We start from the raw sequence: 22,323 nt of genomic DNA, 5'->3' as shown, positions 1-22,323 counted from the left end.
TTCCTCCTACAACATGGCATCTATCAGTTTATGTTCGCTGAATCCTTCACTCCTGGGAATCTCAGCACTGATTTCGCCGTCTTTCATGATGATGATCCGATCACTCATCCCTATCAGTTCCGGAAGCTCCTCACTGATCAGTAGAATGGCCTTTCCGCTTTTCTTCATTTCATAGATCAGTTTGTACATCGCTGCTTTAACCCCGATATCCACACCTCGTGTGGGACAGTCCATGATGAGAATATCGGAGTCAACGCCAATCCATTTCCCAAAAACAATTTTCTGCTTGTTCCCACCGGATAGTGTACTCACTAGATGAGCCTCTGATGCACATTTGATAGACAGGTCTTCGATCTGTTTTTTTGCATATTGGGACTCTTTCCTGAATGACAGGATGGGTCCGAAAACTTTATTGATATCATGGGCAATACTGACAATATTTTCCTTCACAGTGGCATTCAGAGCCAGAGACTCACGGTCTCGATTTTTCGAAAGGTAAGCCATTTTATGCTTGACTGCTTTCTTCGTATTGTCAATGACAGTGCCATCTGACAGAGTTACTTTTCCATCCAATACTTTCTCCGCACCGAATAAGGCTTTCCCCAGAGTGTGCATGCCACAATCCGATAATCCTCCGATGCCCAACACCTCACCTCGATGAAGCTCTACACTGAAACAAAGCAAATCCTCCAGCGTAGTAATCTGATCCGCCCGTAGAACCACTTCGTCTGCATAGCCTTCCTCATCTGCATGATAGTAGTCTCCTTCAAGATTTCGTCCGATCATCATTTCTTTCATGCGGTCTGCATCGAACTCATTTTTCTCTAGCGTTCCAATGAAATCCCCATCACGAAGGATATGAATGATGTCACACTGTTCCATGAGCTCTTCCAGGTCATGACTGATAAAAAGAACCGTTGTCCCCTTTGATGTCAGATTCTTCATCAGCGCATAGAGGAGTTCACGCCCAATATGGGATAAGGCCGTTGTTGTCTCATCTACTATAAACACTTTAGGATTCCAGTACATTGCTTTGGCGATCTCAACCAGTTTGCGATCCTGAAGATCCAGCTTGGATGTAGGGGTTTCAGAATTGAATGAAGTGATCTTCAGTTCATCCAGTATTTTCTGAGCAGCCACAAACATCTTCTTTCGGCTGATGAATATTCCTTTTGAAAACAGCATTTCTTGACCTAAGAATATATTCTCTGCCACAGTAATATTCTCAATGGTTCCTGTTTCCTGAACAATCATAGCCACTCCGTTCTTCTGTGCTTCCAGCACATTCCCGGGCTTCCACTTCTGACCATCCAGAAAAATCTCTCCACTTGTCTCTTGTGTAATCCCTGCAAGTATAGATGCAAATGTGGATTTTCCACTTCCATTTTCTCCAACGAGTCCGCACACCAAGCCTTTTGGCACGGTGAAGGATACTTCGTTCAATGCAACGGTTACGCCAAAATGCTTGGATACATTGCTGACTTGAATAAACCGATCATTGAAATCGTCACGCTTTACCATTTCCATAACATACACGTTCCTCCCCTGTATTCGTTAACATAATCAATGTATCACGTTTTTTTCTAGTCAGTTAGAAAAAAAACTTTGGTATTAGTATTATTTTAAAGTAATTGCATGAAATTGCATGTTTTCGTTGATTAATTCCTGTGTCTTAGTTATAATTTCTTCAAATAACTATATTTTCACTCGAAGAAGATATACTTAATCGCAATTCTTTAATCAAGGTCAGTTTCGTAATAAAGGAGTATCCTATGATCAGCAGAACACTAGATTTCATAACCAAGCTACTAAAAGACACATTGAAACTGGACATGCATTATTTTCTTGAGCCTTATAATGATTTACCAGCATTTGACCTTTATCTTCGGGATAGTCTGGAGAGATCTCATGATCTTTATGATGATGTTCGTGGCTTTATCAAGGAAATGGACCATTATACATTTCACATTGTCACCGACTCTTATATGCTGAACTATATTTTTTTCTATCCTTATGAGGACAAAAATGAGCTCATTACCATCGGACCATATTTTAATAAAACCGTCGATGACAAATACTGGCACGATTTAACAGAGCAGCACAATCTTACCATTTCAAATGTGCAGCACTTGAAAAGTTTCATTTATGGTATACCCGTCATTAACACCAATCTCCAGATCATCTCCACCATTGGTAATATCGTGAACTACATCAATCCCGATGCCACGCCTTTTTCTGTTCAGTACCATGACCTGTCCAATGTGTCAAAATCAGGAATACTATATCAGCCAAAAACTGATTTTGATGCCTACTCCAGAAAAGTAGAGCTGAGGTACCGCACTGAGAAAGAGCTTCTGCAGTATATATCAGCAGGAGACCGCAAAGCCGCATTGGAGTCCGCAAGAAAGTTCATCAGTGCACCCTTTGAACCTCGATTGACAAGCACTTTAAGAGAGCAGAAATCATTGCTTATCACAGCAAATACTCTCTTCAGAAAAGCCATTGAACCCAATGAGATTCATCCGATATTTCTACACGAGATCTCAAGCAAGTTTGTGAACTACATTGAAAACTCCCTTAGTGAGACAGCGTTAGACCAATTATATGAGAAAATGATTCGGGAATACTGTCTTCTTGTGAAGACAAAATCCACCAGGCAGTATTCCCATTGTGTAAGGCAGACCCTGTATTTCATCGATTTCAATCTGGATGCAAAAATCAGCCTTTCTGATTTAGCGGAAAAATACAACGTTTCCGTGCCCTACCTTTCCAATCTCTTTAAAAAAGAGGTTGGCACAACCATTATCAAATACATCAACAAGCTAAGAATTGAAAGAGCAAAAAACCTGCTGAACACCAGCTCCCTTTCCATACAGGATATTGCAATCCACGTGGGTATCTATGACCATAATTACTTCACGAAGGTTTTTAAGAAAGAAGTGGGTGTTGCGCCGACGGATTTCCGAAACAATGCCTACCTGGAGAAGATATAGGTTTGGTGCATAATATCTTCTATTTTTCAGCAGTTTGCTTTGAATAATCTGAACATGAACAGGTAAAGTCTGCTTCTCCCCAATAGACTTATCATTCGAACACATTCAAAAAACACACCAAAACACTCGCGAGTGTTTTGGTGTGTTTTTAGTTAAACTTTCTCTACTCTTTCATCTCTGGAATTTCTGTCTTTACGATCAGATTAAATTCAATTATTCCTTCGAAATCTGCAAAGACATCGATGTATGATTCATCAGCGTATTCTTTTGATTCTCTAAAAACATATATCGGTAATGAAACCTTGGATGCTACTTCTGAAACTATGTTATGTATTTAATTGTTCATTTCTTTAACGCATAAAAGATATTGGATGAATTAGTAATCGATACAAATATCCGTTACGTGAACTGCATCGCATCTTTCAGCAATTCAACTTCTGCATGACTACCTGAATAACATCCACTTTCATTTTGGTGTCTTCTTCTCTTCACATTCTGATTTCTCATAGATGGATGCTCTAACGCTGCACAAATGTAGTTATGGTCATGAATCACAACATTATTTTTCAACCCATTGTTCGGGATACTAAGGGCTTTACCACCTGCCCATGACTCCTTCAGTTCCTTAGAGAGTAAGGAAAGATTAATTGAGGCTGGCTTTCCTAATGTGATGATTACTTTTGGTTTTATTGTTTCAATCTGAAGCTTGAGGAACTCTAAATTTCTATGAACATATGCTTTGTCCTTTGATCCTGGAAATGTACCAGTCATCAATTTCACATCGCGAAGCCCCATGTAAACATTACTGAAGAAGCATCGGTTAAGATCAATCTCTGCTGTTTTAAAGAGTTTTCTCAATTCTCTCCAAGTAGGACCATTAATCTCATTCTGCATACTATCCACCATTTTTTTGTATTCTAGAACAGTTGAGAAATCATGTCCAAGAACAAGAATATCTGGAATTATCTCTGATTTTTCCTCTAACCATAGCCCCATTCCCCCAGGAAAAAAGGCAGTAAGCTCCATCATTTCAGAAACAGGCTTTACTTTATCGGGATAAGGTTCAACCATATTCATTTTGCTAAATAAAAATTCTGATAACTGTCTTCTATTCATAAATCACCTCAAAACAGAAATTTTCATATAATCATCTATATATTATAGTTTTCTACTTAAGCCTTATTATATAATTTGGAGATAATTATCACAACATATTTGACAATCAACCATTTATTATTCATTTTCTCCGACCTATTAAGACCAATATTGATTCTTCAACTAATCTTAAAACTGATATTTCAATAAGATTCTATGTCAAATAGAGAAAGCTTAGAAAACATAATAATTTCTCATTATTTTATTGTAATAAAGTGTAATCATCGTTTAAAATAATACTATGTTTTGATTATCGTTTTCAATCCTTAATAATATAGTTATTCTGACTTACCCAGAAAAGCTACCAAATCAATATTCCCATACCGAATCTGGAGCAAATTCCGATCTTATCACATCTTCATCATCGTCATCACAGGGAACTATCTATGAAACGAAATTCTGCCTAGCGCTACTGCTTTTTTCTGAGCATTTCTCTCTCGCTGAGCCAACTCTCTTCTTATTTCACTGCGATGCCTCTGCGACTCTTCACGCTTTCCTACAAATCTCAATCCATCTGCCTCATTATCATATTTTATACTGTTACAGGAGGACTTATTTTATGAGTAAACCCCGTTATGGCGTATGGAGTAATATCACCTATACGCTGAAGAACATCTGGAGAATCGATTCCGTACTCCTTCTCTCTATGCTGGCATTGGTCTTTACCATGGTGGTGCAGCCTCTGATCGGCATCTATATGCCAAAGTTCATCATTCAGTACTCTGAGGAAGGAAGATCAGTCAGGGAACTACTGCTACTAATCGCCATATTCGGTATAGTTTCCTTACTGGTCGGCCAGATCAGAAGTTTTGCAGATGGGTATTTTCCCAGAAGAAAATCCCATTTCAGAAGCATGAACCTGGGTTCTGAGATGTGCATGGCCTCTCTGAACGTCCACTATAAATACCTCTCCTCAGAGCAGGGACAGCTGGAAATGCGTAAGGCACGCCATGCCATGAGCAGACCTTCCACCGGTGTGGAGGACATGGTCACTCGCATCGTCGAGTGCAGCGCGAATCTCTTAGGCGCCCTCGTCTACATCATCATCCTGTCCTGGCTGAATCCGCTCATCATACTTCTACTTATACTCTGCGGCATCTTCAGCTTCCTCGCAGGAAACAGCGTGAATAAATTCAGAATCCGAAACAAGGATGCCATAAACAAGATCCGAAAGAAACAGTCCTACGTCATCGATGCCTCAAAAGACGTGAAGTATGCGAAAGACGTGAGAATGTATGGCATGTTCCAGTGGCTTGTTTCCTTAGGTCAGAAGTACATCAATGAAGAAATGGATTGGGAAAAGAAGATCTCGCTTCGAGTATTCATAAGCGCTGCAGTGGATGGACTCATCGCCTTCCTGCGGGATGGTTTCGCCTACATCTATCTGATCCTGCTGGTCCTGCAAGGCTCCCTTTCCGCTTCGGAGTTTGTGCTCTATATCGGCTCCATCACAGGGTTTTCCATGTGGGTCAGTAACTTCGTCAACAATGCCATCATCCTGTCATCAGACTCTCTGGAAGTCTCCGATTATCGTGTGTTTCTGGATCAGGTGGAAGAAAATGCCAACTTAAAGCTGCCTGACAGAAAAATTGAGACACCCATCTCCATTGAACTACGTGACATCTGCTTTTCCTATGGCGACAAGGTCATCTTTGATCATTTAAATCTGAAAATCGAAGAAGGAAAGAAAATCGCTTTGGTAGGTATCAACGGTGCCGGTAAATCCACACTGATCAAACTGATTCTGAATCTTCTAAAGCCCGACAGCGGAGAAATTCTCATCAACGGCATTGATTCAAGAGACATCGACATCAGCAGCTACTTCGATCAGTTCTCCGTGGCCTTCCAGGATGCGCTGGTACTGGCTTATGGCATCGATGTCAACATCTCCATGAAATCCCGGGAAGAAACCGATCAGAAGAAAGTAGACGAAGTGATCGAGCTGTCAGGACTTTCAGAGAAAGTGCGTACCCTTCCCAAGGGGAAATACACCAGTGCCGAAAAATATCTGGACCGGGAAGGCACGGAACTGTCCGGTGGAGAACGCCAGAAACTGATTCTGGCCCGAGCCCTATACAAGGATGCACCGGTGCTGATTCTGGATGAGCCTTCTTCTGCCCTGGATCCCATCGCAGAAGCAGAGCTTTATGAAAAGTATCATGATATGACCAGGAACAAGACATCCATCTATATCTCCCATCGCTTATCCAGCACAAAGTTCTGCGATGAAGTGCTGCTTCTGGACCAGGGACAGATCGTAGAGCGCGGCACCCATGAAGAACTGATGAAGGAAGGAAAGCAGTATGCCCATATGTTCCAGGTGCAGAGTCAGTACTACAACGAGGAAACGGAGGTAGCATCATGAAGAAAAGGCAAAAACCAAGACTGAACCTGACTTCCGTGAAGATGGCCCTACAGACCATCCATACACTGCGCAAGCAGTATCTGCCGATCCTCTTCATAAATGCCATTCTTCAGGCCTTGAAGCCCTTTGTGCCCATCGTGTTTTCAGCCAGAATCCTGGATGAACTCCTGGGAGAAAGAAATCAGACAACCCTGATTACCCTGGCGGCGCTCCTTGTAGGGTTCCTGTTCATCCTCCATATCCTAAGCGGATACTTCACCAAAAGATACAATGATGAGACCAACCATCTGATCTTCAATTATGAATTCGAGCTGTCAAAGAAAACCATGAAGCTGGACTATGCCCTGGTTGAAAAGACGGAAACCATGGATCTTCTGCAGCTTATTCAGGAAGGCGGAAACAACTACATGAGCATCTGGCATATCGCTGAGTTTCTGCAGCTGGGCACACTGGCCATCCTGGAAATTCTCATCGCTTCAGGCCTGATCCTGACCATGTTCACAAGCGGAAGTCAGGTGGAGGTGACCGGAAACCTGGGATTCATCCAGTCTCCGCTGATGTTTGTGGCCATGGTTGTGGTCCTTCTCACCGGTATTTTCCTCTCCAGCATCATTCAGGGGAAGCTGGGCGAGACCGTCGCAAACAGTGCAAAGGGCGGCGTTGGTGCCAACAGGATCTTCGGTTATCTGTTTTTCCATATCAGCTACAACTACGCCAACGGCAAAGACATCCGGCTTTATAATGCACAGAATCTCCTCCATGAAAAGATCATGGACTTCGTTACGCCCAACTGCGATGATTGCCTGGAGAACTTTGTGAAACCCAATATCCGTCATTACTCGCTGCTGAACCTGGTGAATGTCTTCATGATGGTGGCCGTCTATACCTTTGTGGTTCTGAAGGCCTACGTAGGTGCCATAACCATCGGGGTCATCTTCATACAGGTCAATGCCATCATGAGGCTCTATCAGGCCATCGGCAGTTTTCTGAAGCAGTACAACATGCTCATCGCTGCCTGCGATCACTTCCAAAGCAGCATCACCTATTTCAATCTGCCTGAGATGAAGAAAGAAGGCTCCAGACAGATTGAGCCGCAGAGCAATTATGTATTCGAGTTCAAAGACGTCAGTTTTAAATACCCCTCATCGGAAACTTATGCTCTCCATCATATCAACCTCACCATAAACTCTGGAGAAAGGCTGGCAGTCGTCGGCATGAACGGCTCGGGAAAAACCACACTGATCAAGCTCCTCTGCAGATTGTATGAGCCTACAGAAGGAACCATCACCCTGAACGGCATTGATATCCGGGAATATGACTATGAAGCGTACATCCGTCTTTTCTCTGTGGTGTTCCAGGACTTCAAACTGTTCTCTTTCGGCATGGATCAGAACGTTGCTGTGAGCGAAGATGTTGACATGGAAAAACTGGAAGACTCCCTCATTCATGCAGGTTTAGAAACCATGGTGCATACATCGGTTCCTGATTACCAGGTATCCGTCGGTAAGAATTTTGATGAAGAAGGTCGAGATTTCTCTGGTGGAGAAGAGCAGAAACTGGCCATTGCAAGAGCACTCTATAAGGATGCACCCATTGTGGTACTGGATGAACCTACAGCTGCCCTAGACCCCATAGCTGAGTTTGAAATCTATTCGAAATTCGATGCACTGGTTAAAGACAAGGCAGCGGTCTTCATCTCCCATAGGCTCTCCTCCTGCAGGTTCTGCCATAACATCGCAGTATTTGATCGGGGAGAAATCGTGCAGCTTGGAAATCATGCTTCCCTGGTTTCTGATAAAGAAGGCAAGTATCATGAGCTGTGGTTTGCCCAGGCTGATCATTATGTTTATGAGTAAGAGGAAATCTCATCAGATTCTGCTTGTAAATTGTCCATGACCAAAATGAAAAATGCATAAACTAAAACAGTGTCATTCAAGAAACCCTTGAATGACACTGTTTTATTCTACCGTTTAGTGAGGCTAGTCCTGATTAAACCACCAATCTCGCCACAGACTAATGTAGTATTTCACTAATCATCTGAGATTCAGGATGAATAAGCACTACTTTACTTCCCCTCAGTGTAGATCTTGAATATTCATTTTTTCTAATTCCTTCATCGCCCTTCTTTTCTTCTTAAAATGAAAATTGATTAGAAGTAACGACACAGTTAGCATATTCGTAATAATGAATACTGTTAGAGAAAATCGGATCACTTCTGACATTACAACGTACTCTGGATCTCTTGAGGAAATATGAAGAATAAGAACGTAAATACGATCTAGTGAATACAAAAATACTGCACTAGGCAAAATCCATCCTAAGCCCTTACTCTCTTTTCTGGATAAGTAGATTTGTAGAAATAAGAGTGCAATAACAAATAGAATCAAACCAAGAGTCTTCATCTTATTCTCCCCTCTCATTCTTTTTCTTATATTCATTGATGAGAATTTTTGCCGTGTCAAAGTCCAGCTTATCATTTATCGCTAGTCTCTTGATCAATGCTATGTAGGGGTCTTTTGCATTATCCTCGCTAAGGTTGATTTTTTGTATTAATTTGTCTAATCGTAACCTTACTGTAGGATAGGTTACCTGATACTCTTTAGCCATATCCTTAAGAGACCCTGATGACAAAATAAATTTCTTCACAAAAACCATATCCTCATCATCTAGATTAGCCATCCAATCTGGAACCATTTCGATTGTCACAACGATCGCCTCCTTTAATTTAATTAAGTATAATCTTTTACTTTATTAAAGTCAATGTTAAATTTTACTTTAATATATCAGCAGTCACACTGCTATTTTTTGATTCTCATTCCTTCTTCCAATGTTAGAGACCCTCTAGACATGTTTGCATCTATTCAGAAGCTTACACACTTGAGAATCTTCCTGTTCAGTACATGATGGAACAACCGAAAAGAGCTCCTATATATTATTATTGAAAGTTCTGAGATAAAAGGTATGATAAAGTTGAAAACACGTGATAAGGAATCCGATTCTACACGCACATCCAACAACAATGAAGGAGTGAACTACATGAACAATCTTGCATTTAAAGAATCCCCTCACATCAAACCCAACGGAGTAGAAATCGCGGAAACAATTCTACTGCCGGGAGACCCACTTCGCGCAAAATTCATAGCCGAGAACTTCCTTGAAAACCCTGTGCTCTTCAACGAAGTCAGGGGTATGCTGGGCTATACAGGAGAATACAAAGGGAAGAAGGTATCCGTCATGGGTACCGGCATGGGGGCACCCAGCATGGCCATCTATTCCTGGGAACTGATCCACATTTTCGGTGTGAAGAATCTGATCCGCATCGGTTCCTGCGGAGCGATGCAGGATAACATCAATCTTTACGACATCATTCTGGCCATGGGTGCTGCCACCAACTCCAATTATGCCCATCAGTTCAATCTTCCAGGTCAGTTTCCGATCACCGCATCCTATGAGCTGCTGGAGAAAGCAAAAAAGATCGCTGATGGGAGAGACTGCAGCGTCCATGTAGGCAATGTGCTCTCCAGCGACGTCTTTTACAATGCGGATAAGACCGCCATGGAGAAATGGGCTGCCATGGGCATACTGGCCGAAGAAATGGAAACCACCAGTCTCTATCTCAACGCGGCAAGTGCGGGCGTAAAGGCGCTGACCATCCTGACGGTAAGCGATCATATGATCCGTCATGAACAGACCACTCCGGAAGAGCGACAGACCTCTTTCACAGAAATGGTGGACATCGCTTTAGCGCTGGTCTGAGAAAAAGTGTCGTTCCTCACAATCTGCTTACAATGATTATTCGGTAAAATAAGAAGAAAGCGAAAAGGTATCAAAACCTCTACGCTTTCTTCTTTTTTCTTTATCTTCATCTGATTCATGACTTCATCAGGTAACCATCATTTACTCAGACTGACTCTTTCCGAAATACGCGCTCAGCACTTCCATACTTTCTTCACGAAGAAGCCCTGCATGAACCTCCGGCTGATGATGGGAGTGTGTGAATACAATTTCCGAGCACTTGACCCCTTCCTTTCCCATAATCTCTTCCAGGTCCATATTGCTGGCTGCATAATACAGGGTGCCCAGGTTTGACCAGACCATGGCGCCGCTGCACATGAAGCAAGGTTCACAGCTGGAATACATCACATACTCCGATAAGTCGGTTATACCCGTTTCCTGGCAGAAACTGCGGATGAGTCCAAGTTCACCGTGGTAAGTGGGATCCGTCTTCGTGAAGATCTGATTCTCGTTAGAGTATACTGCTTCACCATCTTTGACCAGCACTGCGCCAAAAGGCTCATTGCCATTTTCAACGGCGGAAACGGACAGTCTTATGGCTTCTATCATAAATTCTTCATGTTTTGGCATTCTTACATTCCTCCCTGGTATCTGCTATTGCCTTTTCATTCAACGTCCCCATAGAGACAAGGTGAATGAGGCTGTTCTTCTCCCCTAGAGAATAACCCAAATAGAAGTGAAACGCAATGCAGAAAAACTTATGACACAGGACTTCATCCAACCGTCGGGACTTATGGATGAGTTTTCAACCCTTATGGTCAATGCTCGGTACGTTTGTGTTGCTTATGATGGTGTGTTCGTGAGCAGCCCTACCACTGGAAAATTATTCAATCCTGCTCACTGAATCGATTTGAGTCTCGAGAATATCCATCAAATAAATCAGAAAGCCGATGGTCATTCGAATCATGACCATCGGCGGAAAATCTGAGCGAATATCAGACTAGATACTCATTGCTGCCTGGAAAGCCTCATGTACTGCTTCGGATACTCTTCTTGCAGACACAGCATCCCCGATTGGAAGAACCCAGTACTTCTTTTCTCTTAATCTACTGATGAACTCATCACCTAAAGCAGGAACTCTTCCGATGGCAGAAACAATATGATCTGCCTTCGTTATGATCTTACGACCCATGGAATCAACCGTAAGGACGCCATCCTCATATATTTCCACGATAGGCGTATGGGTATGTACTGTGACGCCGTACTGTTCAAATAATCCTGTAGGTCTAAGCAGTGCAATGCCCTGCACACTCATGGCTGGTTCAAGCGCTTCAAAAACCGTCACTTTTTTATTCTGCCTTGCCAGGTTGTATGATAACTCTTCACCAACCATCCCACAGCCAATTACTATAACATTCTCGCCAACTTCCACTTTCTCATTCAGGACATCATCAGCGCTTAAACAGTGCTCCGCACCAGGAATCTTTGTCAGCAGCTCCTTTGACCCCGTCGCCATAATAATCGCATCAGGTTTCATGGTTTCAATATAGTACTCATCCGCAAGTGTGTTCAGCTGGACATCAATATCCAGTCTCTTCACTTCATTGATATAGTACTGAACCAGCCGATCAAATCTGTACTTGAAACAGGGTTTGGATGCAGTAGTCAATGTACCGCCAAGGCTCGGATTCTTTTCAGCAATTGTAACATGATGACCTCTCAGCTTTGCAGTTTTTGCTGCTTCCATACCAGCGATACCGCCACCGATCACTAATACTTTTTTCACATCATGAGCATAGGGTATCTCACTTTCATTGAGATATTTCCACTCTTTCCCACTTAGTGGATTCACAGAGCATCTCATCTCAGCATCGTATACAATTCGCTGACCACATTCTACGCACTTCACGCAGGGTCTGATCTCTTCTCTTTTTCCCGTCTCAACTTTCCGAATCCATTCCGAATCTGCTATGAGCCCTCTGCCAACAAACAACATATCCACATTGTGCTCTGTTAAAATACGTTCCGCTTCCTCAGGAGTCTCAACGCCTCCACCGGTCATCACCGGAACAGATACGACTTCTTTGATCTGTTCCGCATAATGAATAAATGCACCTTCAATACCTTCCAGCACATAAGCTGAAGGCACATATAAATGGATGACATCATCGGACCCTCCCGTGACGTCAAAGGCATCTACGCCAGCCTTCTCAAGCCTCTGAGCTGTGACCTTGGCATCTTCAATAGTAATACCCTTTTCCATGAATGTATCGCCCAGCGTTTCATCCGCACAGAGACGGAAAATCACAGGATACTCTTTACCGCAGACTTTTTTGATTTCTTGTACAATTTCAACAGGAAACAGATCTCTATCCACACCATAGTTGTCAATTCTGTGATTGGTTATGGGCGACAGGAACTGCATGATCAGATACCCATGCGTTCCGTGAACCTGTACCGCATCAAAGCCTGCCATCTGAGCTCTTTTCGCAGCCTTTGCAAAATCATCCACATACTGATGCACTTCTTTTGTTGTCATGGCTCTTGGAGTAAGTTCTGTAGAGATTGGCTTACCATCTATTCTTCCGATTTCACTTGGCCCCACTGATTGCTCCACCCATGCCTGGATACCAGCATGAATAAGCTGAAGGACAGCAACTGAGCCATTGTCTTTTATTGCATTTGCAATTCTTGAAAGACCGGGAATATATCGATCATTACTGACATTAATAGAACAGGGAATCTGAAGTCCATTGTCATTTACATAGGCCCCTTCCACAGTCACCATCCCAGCACCGCCTCTTGCTCTGGCTGCATAATACTGCATCAGCTGATCCGTAACTTCACCGTCACTCCCTGCATACAGCGTGGTCATAGGAGCCATATTGATTCGATTTCTAACCCTCACTTTTCCAATCTGAATCGGTTCCAGAATTTTTGAATAGGTCATACTCATTAAAATCATCTTCCTTTCTACATACTAGTAATAAAATTGACTCACTCATTAATATTATTCATAATAAATGATATAATATTAACAAATTAGCTCGAGCTATTTACAACATGATTGTACATAGAATTCATTTCAGTTCATATGGACAAAATAATCATACTGTAACGGATTGTTACATTTTTAACTATTTGTAAGGATCAGGCTGTCCTTACATATGTCAGCAAGGAGGTTCACTTAAAGGATTATGATAGGCAGAACAACAATAAAAGACATACTTGCAGATTCCCTCATTGAACTTATGGGAACCTATCCTCTGGAAAAGATAACAGTCCAGATGATAGCGGATAATTGTCATACAACCCGGCAGACTTTTTATTATCATTTCAAAGATAAATTTCAGCTGGTGAACTGGATTTTCCGAACCAGCATAGATGCTGTCACTTCTGGCAGCTCATCTGTTGATCCATGGAGCGAAGTACTTGGGAAAATGTTACACTCCATGAAACAGAATGCGTGCTTTTATGAGAACGCTCTAGCGTATGAAGGCCAGAATTCGTTCCAGAAGTATATTACTGAATATACAAGAATCGCCTATACCAATGAGCTGCGAAAAAGAATTTCCAAAAATGAGATGACGCCATCTCTTGTCTTTTCAATTGAATTCAATAGTTATGGGGCGACCGGCATGATACAGAATTGGATTAAACAGAAAATGAGTACAGACCCCTTTGAACTGGCTGAAATCATTGCAGATAATATGCCCGAGTCCATGAAGATATACTTTTGTTAAAAGAAATCATCAGATTGATTTCAACCATGATCATCTCTCATAGGACAATAAAGTACCAGTTGGGTTTCATCTGCAAAGCCTCACTTCTATCCGTAACCATTTCATCCCTTTGTACATTCCACTATAAGAACTATTCAAATAAAGAAGTCTGGAAATTTTGAGTAATTTCCAGACTTCTTCGTTCTGTAACGATCTGCTATGGAATAGAATCACCGGATCAATAGACCCTATCCTAGCACATCGGATGCATTATTGTTTCAGACTGATTTCAACAGATTCTGTTCCCCAGAATCCGGTCTGCCCCTTCAATATGGCTGTATTAAGATCCAGATCCTCACCGACCTCAAAAACCACTTTTCCCGTTTTGCTTAATCCTGGGTTCACCTGCTGCAAGAAAAAATCATCTTCATCCATCATTGCCATCATTACTTTTCCATCTGTGTTTGGTTCATATACAACTCCATCTACTGTTTCCAGTGAAAAGTAGCTGGAATTGATTGTCAGAGCTTCTTTCTTATCGTTCTTCACTGTGATCTCAAGAATAACATATTTCCCTTCTGTAGTAGCATTCTCTATGAATTCATTTCCGGAGGAGATCTCCTTCGTTTCTTCTAGACTATTCACTGTGAACGACACATCAGCAATCATTGCCGGCACACCAATACCAACTTCCACTACCTCATCGGAAGGCTCAATTAGTTCTTCAGGCTGCTCCTCCGGGGTATCAGCTGCTTCCTGCGCTACTTCGTTCCCACCATCAGCAACCGTCTGCTCATCTTCACCACCGCCTAATGCAGCGCCAATAATTACAATCGCCAGCAACCAGACCCACCACTTCTTATAAATCGGCTTTTTGATCTTCTCTCTTCTCATCATAACCTCCTAATTTTTTATTTGGATTATATAGATATTAACATTTCATGTGTACATAAATACGGACTCTTCTTTACCATACCGCATTACAGGTACCCCCTAATTTTCAGGTTCCTCTTCTTCACTTGCCATGCTCAGCAACACTTCAATAAACTCATATTCTAGTTGTATTGAAAAACATATCCATAGGATAACATTAATATAATATAGAAATAATAACACTTTTGAATTTAAAATAATTTGTGTGAAAACCGAAAAATATACTCATTTAGTAAATAATCGGTCTTAAAAGAAAAAGTAAGTAACCGAAATATAAAGTATGTCCTTTGATAACCAAAATGTCAAAGATCCCATTTCCAGACGAACACGCTGAAGACTTCTTCAGTGTTTTAAACAGCACACACAATCTCAAAACAAAGGAGACTCATGAAAATGAAGTTAAAAGGTAAAATCGTCCTCATCACCAGTCTTATTATTGTACTTGCCATCGGTGTGCAATCCCTGATCAGCACCATCACCACCACCAGGTCTCTGGACCGGGTCATTGAAATGCAGCTGAAAGATCAGGTGGATAACCTGAAAAGCGAGTATCTCTCTGCAGAAGATGTGGTGGATATCACCAAAGAAGCCCTTAATAAAAAAATCATCGCCATGGCGCGAAGTATTGCAGTGATGATCCGCGAGGATCAGACCTATCTGGAGACAGAAAGAATGATAGAACTGGCCAGTATTCTGGAGGTGGATGAAATCCATGTCACAGATGGAGAAGGAATCCTCCTCTATGGAAATATTCCAGATTTCTACAACTTCGATTTCAACGAATCAGAACAGACAAAGCCCTTTTTAAATCTGATTGGTCAGAACAGCGGCCAGCTGGTACAGGAACCTTCACCAAGAGGAACCGACGGAACACTCTTCCAGTATTTTGGTGTTTCACGACTGGATACCCCAGGAGTGATCCAGATCGGACTTGAACCTAAAGCCATCCAAGCGCTTCTGGAGAATCTCGACATCCAAAGAACCATTGACACATTGGACATTGGTAACGGAGGCTTCGGAGTCATCCTCTCTTCCGAGGGAACAATCCTAAACCACAAGAATGCTGAGCTTATCGGCCAGACCGCAGATGATGTGTCCTGGATGAATCAGGCGCTTTCAGAAAAAGACACCCTACAGACCATCACTGTGGATGGCATCTCCTACTACGCCATGGCAAGTGATGGAGAAGTCCGTACCTATGTCGCGACTTATCCTCGAGCAGCTATCGAGGAAATTATCAGAACCAACAACATCAACAATGCAGCGGCTGTACTAGTATCCATTCTGATCCTGGTCAGTGTCATTTCCTTCGTCATATCCAAGTGGGTTTCCAGACCTCTGGCCATGATGGAAAAGGCCATGGAACGCGTAGGTGCAGGTGACTTCACCGCCACCATGAACTATGCTTCCAAGGATGAAATCGGAGTACTCAGTGAGCGCTTCATGACCATGGTGGAAAATGTCCGAAAACTCATCAAGGGGACCGTGACAAGCTTCAACTCTGTGGCAGGAACATCCGACCGGGTGATGGAAAACGTGGATGGACTCATGTCTTCCAGCAAGGAAGTCACCAGAGCTGTGGAAGAGATCGCACAAGGAGCAATGGAAACAGCAACTGGTGTCAATGAGCGTCTCATTGCCGGTCAGGACCTGGGCAGAAGTATTAATATCATTGCTAGTAGCCTGGAAGATGCAAAGAAAATTTCCGAGAACATGGTGTCCTCAAATCGAGAGGGAAGACAGAAAATCGAAACTCTTCAGAACGTCTTCACTCAGACCGTTGAAAACACCAACGAAGTGGCAGAAAATGTATATGAACTTAGTAAGAGTTCAAAATCCATTGAAGATATTCTCAGCACCATAAAAGGTATCTCTGATCAGACCAATCTTCTGGCGCTGAACGCTTCCATTGAAGCAGCACGAGCCGGAGAAGCCGGAAGAGGATTCTCCGTAGTGGCGGAAGAAATTCGAAAACTGGCCGAGCAGTCCTCCAACTCAGCTGAGGAAATCAACACCATCATCACTGGCATCGTCTCCATCGTTTCAGTCACCACGAAAACTGTGGAAGAAACAAAGACCTCTGTTGAATCAGCAAAAGGAAACATATCCGAGACCGTACAGGTCTTTGACCAGGTGGACCATAACGTCAATGAACTGGAAAGCATCCTGAAAGATTTCATCAAGGAAACCGGAAACATGGATACACTGAAAAATGATCTCATTGCTTCTCTGGAAGCCATGGCCGCCATCAGTGAAGAATCAGCTGCCTCCACAGAAGAAATCAGTGCTTCATCCGAAGAGCAGTATGCACAAATTACAGAAATCGGAGAAGCTATGAACTCACTTAACGCTGACATTAGCAGCATACAAGAAGAACTGAGTCGATTTAAAGCCTAAAGTAATATAGGATTCTATGGTTTTAACTGGTCCATCAAGGTGAATGAACATCTTGATGGACCAGTTTCTTCTATTACAATAATCTGGTCTTCTAGAATCTCCTTATTCTAAACTAGATTGTGATCACTAGATAGAAGCAGCGGACCAGATTGATTTTCATCAATCCTCGTCCGCTGCTTCTTCTGTCTTCTTGTGCCGAAGGTTTATTCCATCATGCCATGGTGCATGCATCCATTATGGTCCATGTCGATGGCATTCAGTGTATGATGCAGATAATGCATCACTTCATGCGCATACATCGGGTCATTTTTTTCAACGCCCATGAAGGAGCCTCTTGGTCCGACATTCTTTGCCACCTGCTTCAGAACTTCTCCTGAAGGGGTTTCTCCATGTGCTTCCAGTATCTCTACTGCAAGAGCAGGGGCTGCTTTATGCTCTTCTGCTGGCTGTGACATGGCAAAAACCGGAGTAGCAGAGAGTAGTGTAATGGCTATTGCCATGCTTATAGTTTTTCTGATCATGTTCTTTCTCTTCCTTCCATATATATAGATTGGGGTGTTACTTATACTGTACCGGACAATTGTGGAGACATTATGGAGAACCTCACGATTTTTTCCGATGGATTCATCTCCATGATTGAAATCTTCAACTTCCTGAGCATCTTCCTCCTTTTCATATTGAAAAGGTTCTCATTCAGATGATAGAATACAGGAAGATGACGGCAATCTAGTCCATAGCAACATCATCTCATCTATGTATATGTACTTAGTAATAGACGGAATGAAACTAAAACACGCCCTGAATAAAGGAGGAGAAGTCATGCATGAAGAAATCATCGCTGCCAACCAGGCAGCCTGGAGCACCCTGTCCAAGGATCACTACGAGCATTTCAGAGAACTTCTGAAAGACGAGCACTTCACACTGAACCCCCTGGTCATAGAAGGCCTAGGTAGCGTTGAGGGAAAACGGATTCTGCATCTGCAGTGCAACACCGGTGCAGACAGCATTCTCCTTGCCAGAATGGGCGCCACAGTCACAGGCGTGGATCTTTCTCCTTCGAATATTCATTATGCAACCCTTCTGGCACAGGATTTCGGCATGGATTCCGTCCAGTTCATTCAGTCTGATGTACTGAAGCTTAGAGAGGTCCACGACGGGACTTATGACATTGTCCTGACCTCCGATGGAGCCATCGGGTGGCTGCCGGACCTTAAGATATGGGGACAGGTCATCGCTCATTTTCTGAAACATGATGGAATCTTCTTTCTTCATGACTCCCATCCTTTCATGATGATCTTTGATGAAGAAGAACTGGCTAAAGGAACCCTCTCGCCCAAGTATCCATATTTTGACACCGAACCGGAATATGATACCACCATCGGCGGGTATGCTTCCAAGGCAAAAACCGCTGAGAACTATTTCTTCGGTCATACCTTATCCGCCATCCTGCAAGGCCTTATCCAGGCAGGACTCCACCTCACAGACTTCAGAGAGTATGACAGGTGCGTCCCTGGCATGGGTGGCTCCAGACTCGATGAAAGAGGCTTATGCTATTACCCGGAACTGGAAGGAAAGCTTCCTCTGGTCATGAGCCTAAAAGCCAAGAAGCTTCCAGGTCTCAAGTAGATTTCTGTCACTCTATCAAAAACAGTGCGGATAAACCATTGTCACCTCAGCTATTTTTAGAGCAGCTATTGCGCCATTATTATACTGGAGGAAACATCGTGAAAAACAGAATGGAAATCAGAACAGACAGACTCCTCATCACTGAATTTGATGAAAGCATGGTAGAAAGTGTCCACCTTAATTCTCTGGATGAGGAAACCCGCCGCTTTGTTCCCGATGAAGTATTTGAAACCAGGGAAGATGCCCGTGAAGTAGTGGAATTTCTTATTTCTGCCTATGAAGGTACTTCCGGTCCCTTTGTCTATCCGGTCCTTCTTCATGAAGGAGAAAACATCGGATATGTACAAGCCGTGCCCATAAAGGATGGCTACGAAGTCGGATACCACATGGCACAGGCCTTTAGAGGAAATGGCTATACAACAGAAGCACTCAAAGCTTTTCTTCCCGCCATCATGGATCAGCTGAAGATCGAGCACATCTATGGCATATGCCATGGAGAAAATATTCCCTCACAAAGAGTCCTGGAGAAAACAGGCTTCACACTGGAGTGTAGAGAAATGGCTTCCTATCAGGGAAAGACCCAGGAAATCTTGAAATATAAGTACTCCTTATAGGCAATCAATGGAGCCTTCAACCAATGAAAACACCGTACTGAAAAGAGAAAATCCACCATCTGGATACAGATCGAATTTCTGCCCAGATGGTGGATTTTTCGATTCTAATTTCTGACTGAAGAGTTGCCCATGTTTTTCTCCATCTCCTTAAAGGACACTCCAGTGAATTCTTCCGTCCATCTCCATAGCTTTTCAGAAAGTTCTCGATCCTGTGCCTTTTTCGCAACTGCCATAGGCTTTCTGTTGTAGAAGTACGCTCCCGTAACCTTTTCTACAGATGGATCTGTGGCCAGAAACACCGCCGTATCCGCCCCTTCCTCCGGTGTTCTGAAAAAGGGTTTCAGCAGACTCATGATTCCTCTTCCAAAGCCCGTCTCCCGGTTCACCCCCATATTGGTGCCTACAGCACCCGGATGACAGCTGTTTACGGTGATGCCATGGGGCTTCAGTCTTCCTGAAAGCGCTTCAGCAAAAAGCACATTGGCAAGCTTCGACTGTCCGTAGGCCTTGAAAGGTCTGAAATTCTTCTCCAGCGTCAGATCGTCAAAATGGATTTCTCCCCACTTATGGGCACCGGAAGCCACCTGAACGATTCTTGCCCCCTCGCGCATCAGAGGAAGAAGCGTAAGCGTCAGAATAAAGTGTCCCACGTGATTGACGGCAAACTGCATCTCAAGACCCACTTCATTCAGCTGTCTCTTCGTGGTGATGAGCCCGGCATTATTCAGCAGAATATCCAGGCCGCTGCACTTCCTGCTGATTTCTTCTGCAGCTGCTCGTACGGAGTCTCCATCGGAAAGGTCGCACAGGATCATTTGAAAGCTTCCCGGAAAGGCCTTTTCCAGCTCCTCCAGGGCTTCTTTTCCTCTTTCCCTGTTTCGCACAAGCATCACCACATGATAGCCTTTTTCCGCCAGCATTCTGGCAGACGCCTTCCCCATACCGGAATTGGCACCTGTTATGACCGCGATCTTTCCATTTACTCTCATCTTTTCTCCCCTTGCCCTTCTCATGATTTCCTTCTATTCATTCTTCTGATCATTCGTTCCTGACATGGACAGTGCTACTCCTCCTTCTCCCTTGAGAAGTAGAAGGACCGGTCCACGCCATTTCGTCTCACGCTCTTTTTCTTCTTTTGACTGCTTCGATCCTTATAGTAGGATTCCCTGCTGGACTTCAGTGCCTCAAGCTCCTTCTGCTGACTTTTGAAGTGCTGAAACCTTTCCGCATCCAGTTTCCCTTCGGCAATGGCCTCCCTGACGCTGCAGTGGTCCTCCTCTTCATGTCTGCAGTCTCTGTATCTGCAGCCTTCTGCCAGTACATGGATATCGTGGAAACTCTCCATGAGCACTTCCTCATCCGCCCACAGCTGAAGTTCTCTCATACCGGGTGTATCGATGACCGCACATCCGCTTTCATGAAACAGCAGCTGACTTCCGGTGGTCGTGTGTCTGCCTTTTCCATTGGCTTCACTGGTGGCACCTGTTTTCTGCACGTCCTCCTCGAAGAGGTAATTGACGATGGTGGATTTTCCCACTCCGGAAGAACCAAAAAAGACGATGGTCTGGCCAGAACCCGTATAGGGGTCCAGCACGTCCATATGGATCCCGGCGGAAGCACTGATGGGATGGATCTCGATCCCCTCCGCCACAGCGCGCACTTTCTCCATGTACTCTGAAACATCAGGCACCAGATCGCACTTATTGAGAAGAATCACAGGATGCACCCCGCTGCTTTTCACCAGCGTGATGTAGCGCTCGATTCTGCCGATACTGAAATTGTCATCAAGCCCTGTGACGATGAATGCCGTATCGATGTTGGCACTGAGTACCTGCTCTTCGATGTTCCCGCCGACGATGACACCATTTCTGATTTTTCTTCCACCGGATATAGCCATTTTTCTCGAAAACGAGTTTTTTCTCGGCAGGACGACATAGATCACCGACTCCGATTCCTCAATAATCTTCACGGCCACCCAGTCCCCCACCACGGGATAATCTTTTCTGACATCGGAATGATAGATGAATTTCCCGCTCAGTTTTCCGCTCAATATTCCTGTCTCCGTATGGACCATGTAGCGTCCCTTATGCTGCGCCACGATTCTGGCTGGCACATATCCTTTGTTCTGGTAGGGTCTGAAGCTTTCTCTGAAACAGTCATCAAACCCGAATTTTTCTAGACTCATTATTCTAATCCCCTTTTCTTTCAACAAATCAGCTGCAGTTACGCTCTAAAAGCTTACTCTGGTCAAATAGGGTTACATAAGGCTTCTGTCGGTGATCTGAAAAAGGATAATAAAATACCACAGCAAGATCAACCTGCTGTGGTTACACTTCATTCTTCATAGCTGATACACACGCCGCAACACAGCGTGAAGATCAGCTTTCAGCAAAAAAGTTCCTGGAAGGCCAATTCTGAGTGTCTCAGAAGACGTAAAAAGAAAACTTTTCGTTACTTCAAACCTTCTGAGCAATATGCAATTAGACGAAAACCACCTCATATAACTTCTGCATCTAAAATCACTCCTTCCATGGATTATGCCATTAAGCTCTCATTACTACAACTATACGTTACAGATATACCAAGTGCAATGAAATTCAGACCGTGTCAATTTACTGTTGGTTAATATTTAGAAAATAGACACCGTGATAATCACGCTGTTCTCAGTTTCTTAAGAAGCTTGAACATGTTGGTTCGTTTACCCATATCGAGTATGGTGATATTGCTTGAGAATTCTTCATATATCTTCTTTTTTCTTTTTATCGTTTTTCTGTCCAAGACTT

Annotated in this window: 17 protein-coding genes; 8 read left to right on the top strand and 9 right to left on the bottom strand. The window is 43.3% G+C overall.

Annotated features, from left to right (window positions below; all coding sequences use genetic code 11):
- Positions 1-6 precede the first annotated feature (6 nt).
- Positions 7-1,527, bottom strand: coding sequence for a sugar ABC transporter ATP-binding protein (locus J3A84_RS07400; protein ID WP_242694069.1), 1,521 nt, complete (start codon positions 1,525-1,527; stop codon positions 7-9).
- Positions 1,528-1,772: 245 nt separating this feature from the next.
- Between J3A84_RS07400 and J3A84_RS07395 the strand changes: the two genes are divergently transcribed.
- Entirely contained in the window at positions 1,773-2,993 is a 1,221-nt protein-coding gene (locus J3A84_RS07395) for a helix-turn-helix transcriptional regulator (protein WP_207599378.1), read from the top strand.
- A 399-nt stretch (positions 2,994-3,392) separates the two neighbouring features.
- Here J3A84_RS07395 and J3A84_RS07390 read toward each other — a convergent pair whose 3' ends face one another.
- Positions 3,393-4,109, bottom strand: a complete 717-nt coding sequence (locus J3A84_RS07390) for a uracil-DNA glycosylase family protein (protein ID WP_207599377.1) — start codon at positions 4,107-4,109, stop codon at positions 3,393-3,395.
- 598 nt (positions 4,110-4,707) lie between these two features.
- On the opposite strand from J3A84_RS07390, the gene J3A84_RS07385 reads away from it, so the two are divergent.
- Together J3A84_RS07385 and J3A84_RS07380 are read left to right on the top strand one after the other, a co-directional pair.
- Positions 4,708-6,513, top strand: a complete 1,806-nt coding sequence (locus J3A84_RS07385) for an ABC transporter ATP-binding protein (RefSeq protein WP_207599376.1) — start codon at positions 4,708-4,710, stop codon at positions 6,511-6,513.
- Complete coding sequence (locus J3A84_RS07380; RefSeq protein ID WP_207599375.1) at positions 6,510-8,369, top strand: ABC transporter ATP-binding protein; 1,860 nt, start codon at positions 6,510-6,512, stop codon at positions 8,367-8,369. Before J3A84_RS07385 ends, J3A84_RS07380 begins: the two co-directional genes overlap by 4 nt.
- Positions 8,370-8,916: 547 nt before the next feature.
- Here J3A84_RS07380 and J3A84_RS07375 read toward each other — a convergent pair.
- Entirely contained in the window at positions 8,917-9,219 is a 303-nt protein-coding gene (locus J3A84_RS07375) for a DUF2089 family protein (RefSeq protein ID WP_207599374.1), read from the bottom strand.
- Between the two features lie 330 nt (positions 9,220-9,549).
- Here J3A84_RS07375 and deoD point away from each other — a divergent pair, with 330 nt between their 5' ends.
- On the top strand, positions 9,550-10,269 hold the full coding sequence (gene deoD, locus J3A84_RS07370; RefSeq protein WP_207599578.1) for a purine-nucleoside phosphorylase: 720 nt from the start codon (positions 9,550-9,552) through the stop codon (positions 10,267-10,269).
- Positions 10,270-10,410: 141 nt separating this feature from the next.
- On the opposite strand, the gene J3A84_RS07365 is transcribed toward deoD, so the two are convergent.
- Positions 10,411-10,878: a nucleoside deaminase gene (locus J3A84_RS07365; RefSeq protein ID WP_207599373.1), complete on the bottom strand. Its 468-nt coding sequence runs from the start codon at positions 10,876-10,878 to the stop codon at positions 10,411-10,413.
- Between the two features lie 370 nt (positions 10,879-11,248).
- Entirely contained in the window at positions 11,249-13,204 is a 1,956-nt protein-coding gene (locus J3A84_RS07360) for an oxidoreductase (protein ID WP_207599372.1), read from the bottom strand.
- Positions 13,205-13,445: 241 nt separating this feature from the next.
- Between J3A84_RS07360 and J3A84_RS07355 the strand changes: the two genes are divergently transcribed.
- Positions 13,446-13,991, top strand: a complete 546-nt coding sequence (locus J3A84_RS07355; protein ID WP_207599371.1) for a TetR/AcrR family transcriptional regulator C-terminal domain-containing protein — start codon at positions 13,446-13,448, stop codon at positions 13,989-13,991.
- Positions 13,992-14,240: 249 nt separating this feature from the next.
- Here the strand turns inward: J3A84_RS07355 and J3A84_RS07350 are convergent, their stop codons facing one another.
- Positions 14,241-14,864: a DUF4352 domain-containing protein gene (locus J3A84_RS07350; RefSeq protein WP_207599370.1), complete on the bottom strand. Its 624-nt coding sequence runs from the start codon at positions 14,862-14,864 to the stop codon at positions 14,241-14,243.
- 432 nt (positions 14,865-15,296) lie between these two features.
- Here J3A84_RS07350 and J3A84_RS07345 point away from each other — a divergent pair, with 432 nt between their 5' ends.
- Positions 15,297-17,300, top strand: coding sequence for a methyl-accepting chemotaxis protein (locus J3A84_RS07345; RefSeq protein WP_207599369.1), 2,004 nt, complete (start codon positions 15,297-15,299; stop codon positions 17,298-17,300).
- A gap of 203 nt (positions 17,301-17,503) precedes the next feature.
- Here the strand turns inward: J3A84_RS07345 and J3A84_RS07340 are convergent, their stop codons facing one another.
- Positions 17,504-17,821, bottom strand: coding sequence for a hypothetical protein (locus tag J3A84_RS07340; RefSeq protein WP_207599368.1), 318 nt, complete (start codon positions 17,819-17,821; stop codon positions 17,504-17,506).
- 298 nt (positions 17,822-18,119) lie between these two features.
- On the opposite strand from J3A84_RS07340, the gene J3A84_RS07335 reads away from it, so the two are divergent.
- Entirely contained in the window at positions 18,120-18,926 is an 807-nt protein-coding gene (locus J3A84_RS07335) for a class I SAM-dependent methyltransferase (RefSeq protein WP_207599367.1), read from the top strand.
- Positions 18,927-19,024: 98 nt separating this feature from the next.
- A complete protein-coding gene (locus tag J3A84_RS07330; RefSeq protein WP_207599366.1) occupies positions 19,025-19,540 on the top strand; it encodes a GNAT family N-acetyltransferase in 516 nt (171 codons plus the stop codon).
- A 104-nt stretch (positions 19,541-19,644) separates the two neighbouring features.
- On the opposite strand, the gene J3A84_RS07325 is transcribed toward J3A84_RS07330, so the two are convergent.
- Both J3A84_RS07325 and rsgA read right to left on the bottom strand, forming a co-directional pair.
- Positions 19,645-20,529, bottom strand: coding sequence for an SDR family oxidoreductase (locus J3A84_RS07325; RefSeq protein ID WP_207599365.1), 885 nt, complete (start codon positions 20,527-20,529; stop codon positions 19,645-19,647).
- A gap of 74 nt (positions 20,530-20,603) precedes the next feature.
- Positions 20,604-21,725, bottom strand: coding sequence for a ribosome small subunit-dependent GTPase A (rsgA, locus tag J3A84_RS07320; RefSeq protein ID WP_207599364.1), 1,122 nt, complete (start codon positions 21,723-21,725; stop codon positions 20,604-20,606).
- Positions 21,726-22,323 lie beyond the last annotated feature (598 nt).

This window comes from Proteiniclasticum aestuarii, from assembly GCF_017368455.1.
GTDB lineage: Bacteria > Bacillota > Clostridia > Clostridiales > Clostridiaceae > Proteiniclasticum > Proteiniclasticum aestuarii.
The sequence above is the reverse complement of the archived record's forward strand: the minus strand, read 5'-3'. Positions and strand labels throughout refer to the sequence as shown.

Coding starts and splice junctions, on each gene's coding strand:
- J3A84_RS07400 (WP_242694069.1), bottom strand. CDS start 1,527: ATGGAAATGGTAAAGCGTGACGATTTCAATGATCGGTTTATTCAAGTC.
- J3A84_RS07395 (WP_207599378.1), top strand. CDS start 1,773: ATGATCAGCAGAACACTAGATTTCATAACCAAGCTACTAAAAGACACA.
- J3A84_RS07390 (WP_207599377.1), bottom strand. CDS start 4,109: ATGAATAGAAGACAGTTATCAGAATTTTTATTTAGCAAAATGAATATG.
- J3A84_RS07385 (WP_207599376.1), top strand. CDS start 4,708: ATGAGTAAACCCCGTTATGGCGTATGGAGTAATATCACCTATACGCTG.
- J3A84_RS07380 (WP_207599375.1), top strand. CDS start 6,510: ATGAAGAAAAGGCAAAAACCAAGACTGAACCTGACTTCCGTGAAGATG.
- deoD (WP_207599578.1), top strand. CDS start 9,550: ATGAACAATCTTGCATTTAAAGAATCCCCTCACATCAAACCCAACGGA.
- J3A84_RS07365 (WP_207599373.1), bottom strand. CDS start 10,878: ATGCCAAAACATGAAGAATTTATGATAGAAGCCATAAGACTGTCCGTT.
- J3A84_RS07360 (WP_207599372.1), bottom strand. CDS start 13,204: ATGAGTATGACCTATTCAAAAATTCTGGAACCGATTCAGATTGGAAAA.
- J3A84_RS07355 (WP_207599371.1), top strand. CDS start 13,446: ATGATAGGCAGAACAACAATAAAAGACATACTTGCAGATTCCCTCATT.
- J3A84_RS07350 (WP_207599370.1), bottom strand. CDS start 14,864: ATGAGAAGAGAGAAGATCAAAAAGCCGATTTATAAGAAGTGGTGGGTC.
- J3A84_RS07345 (WP_207599369.1), top strand. CDS start 15,297: ATGAAGTTAAAAGGTAAAATCGTCCTCATCACCAGTCTTATTATTGTA.
- J3A84_RS07340 (WP_207599368.1), bottom strand. CDS start 17,821: ATGATCAGAAAAACTATAAGCATGGCAATAGCCATTACACTACTCTCT.
- J3A84_RS07335 (WP_207599367.1), top strand. CDS start 18,120: ATGCATGAAGAAATCATCGCTGCCAACCAGGCAGCCTGGAGCACCCTG.
- J3A84_RS07325 (WP_207599365.1), bottom strand. CDS start 20,529: ATGAGAGTAAATGGAAAGATCGCGGTCATAACAGGTGCCAATTCCGGT.
- rsgA (WP_207599364.1), bottom strand. CDS start 21,725: ATGAGTCTAGAAAAATTCGGGTTTGATGACTGTTTCAGAGAAAGCTTC.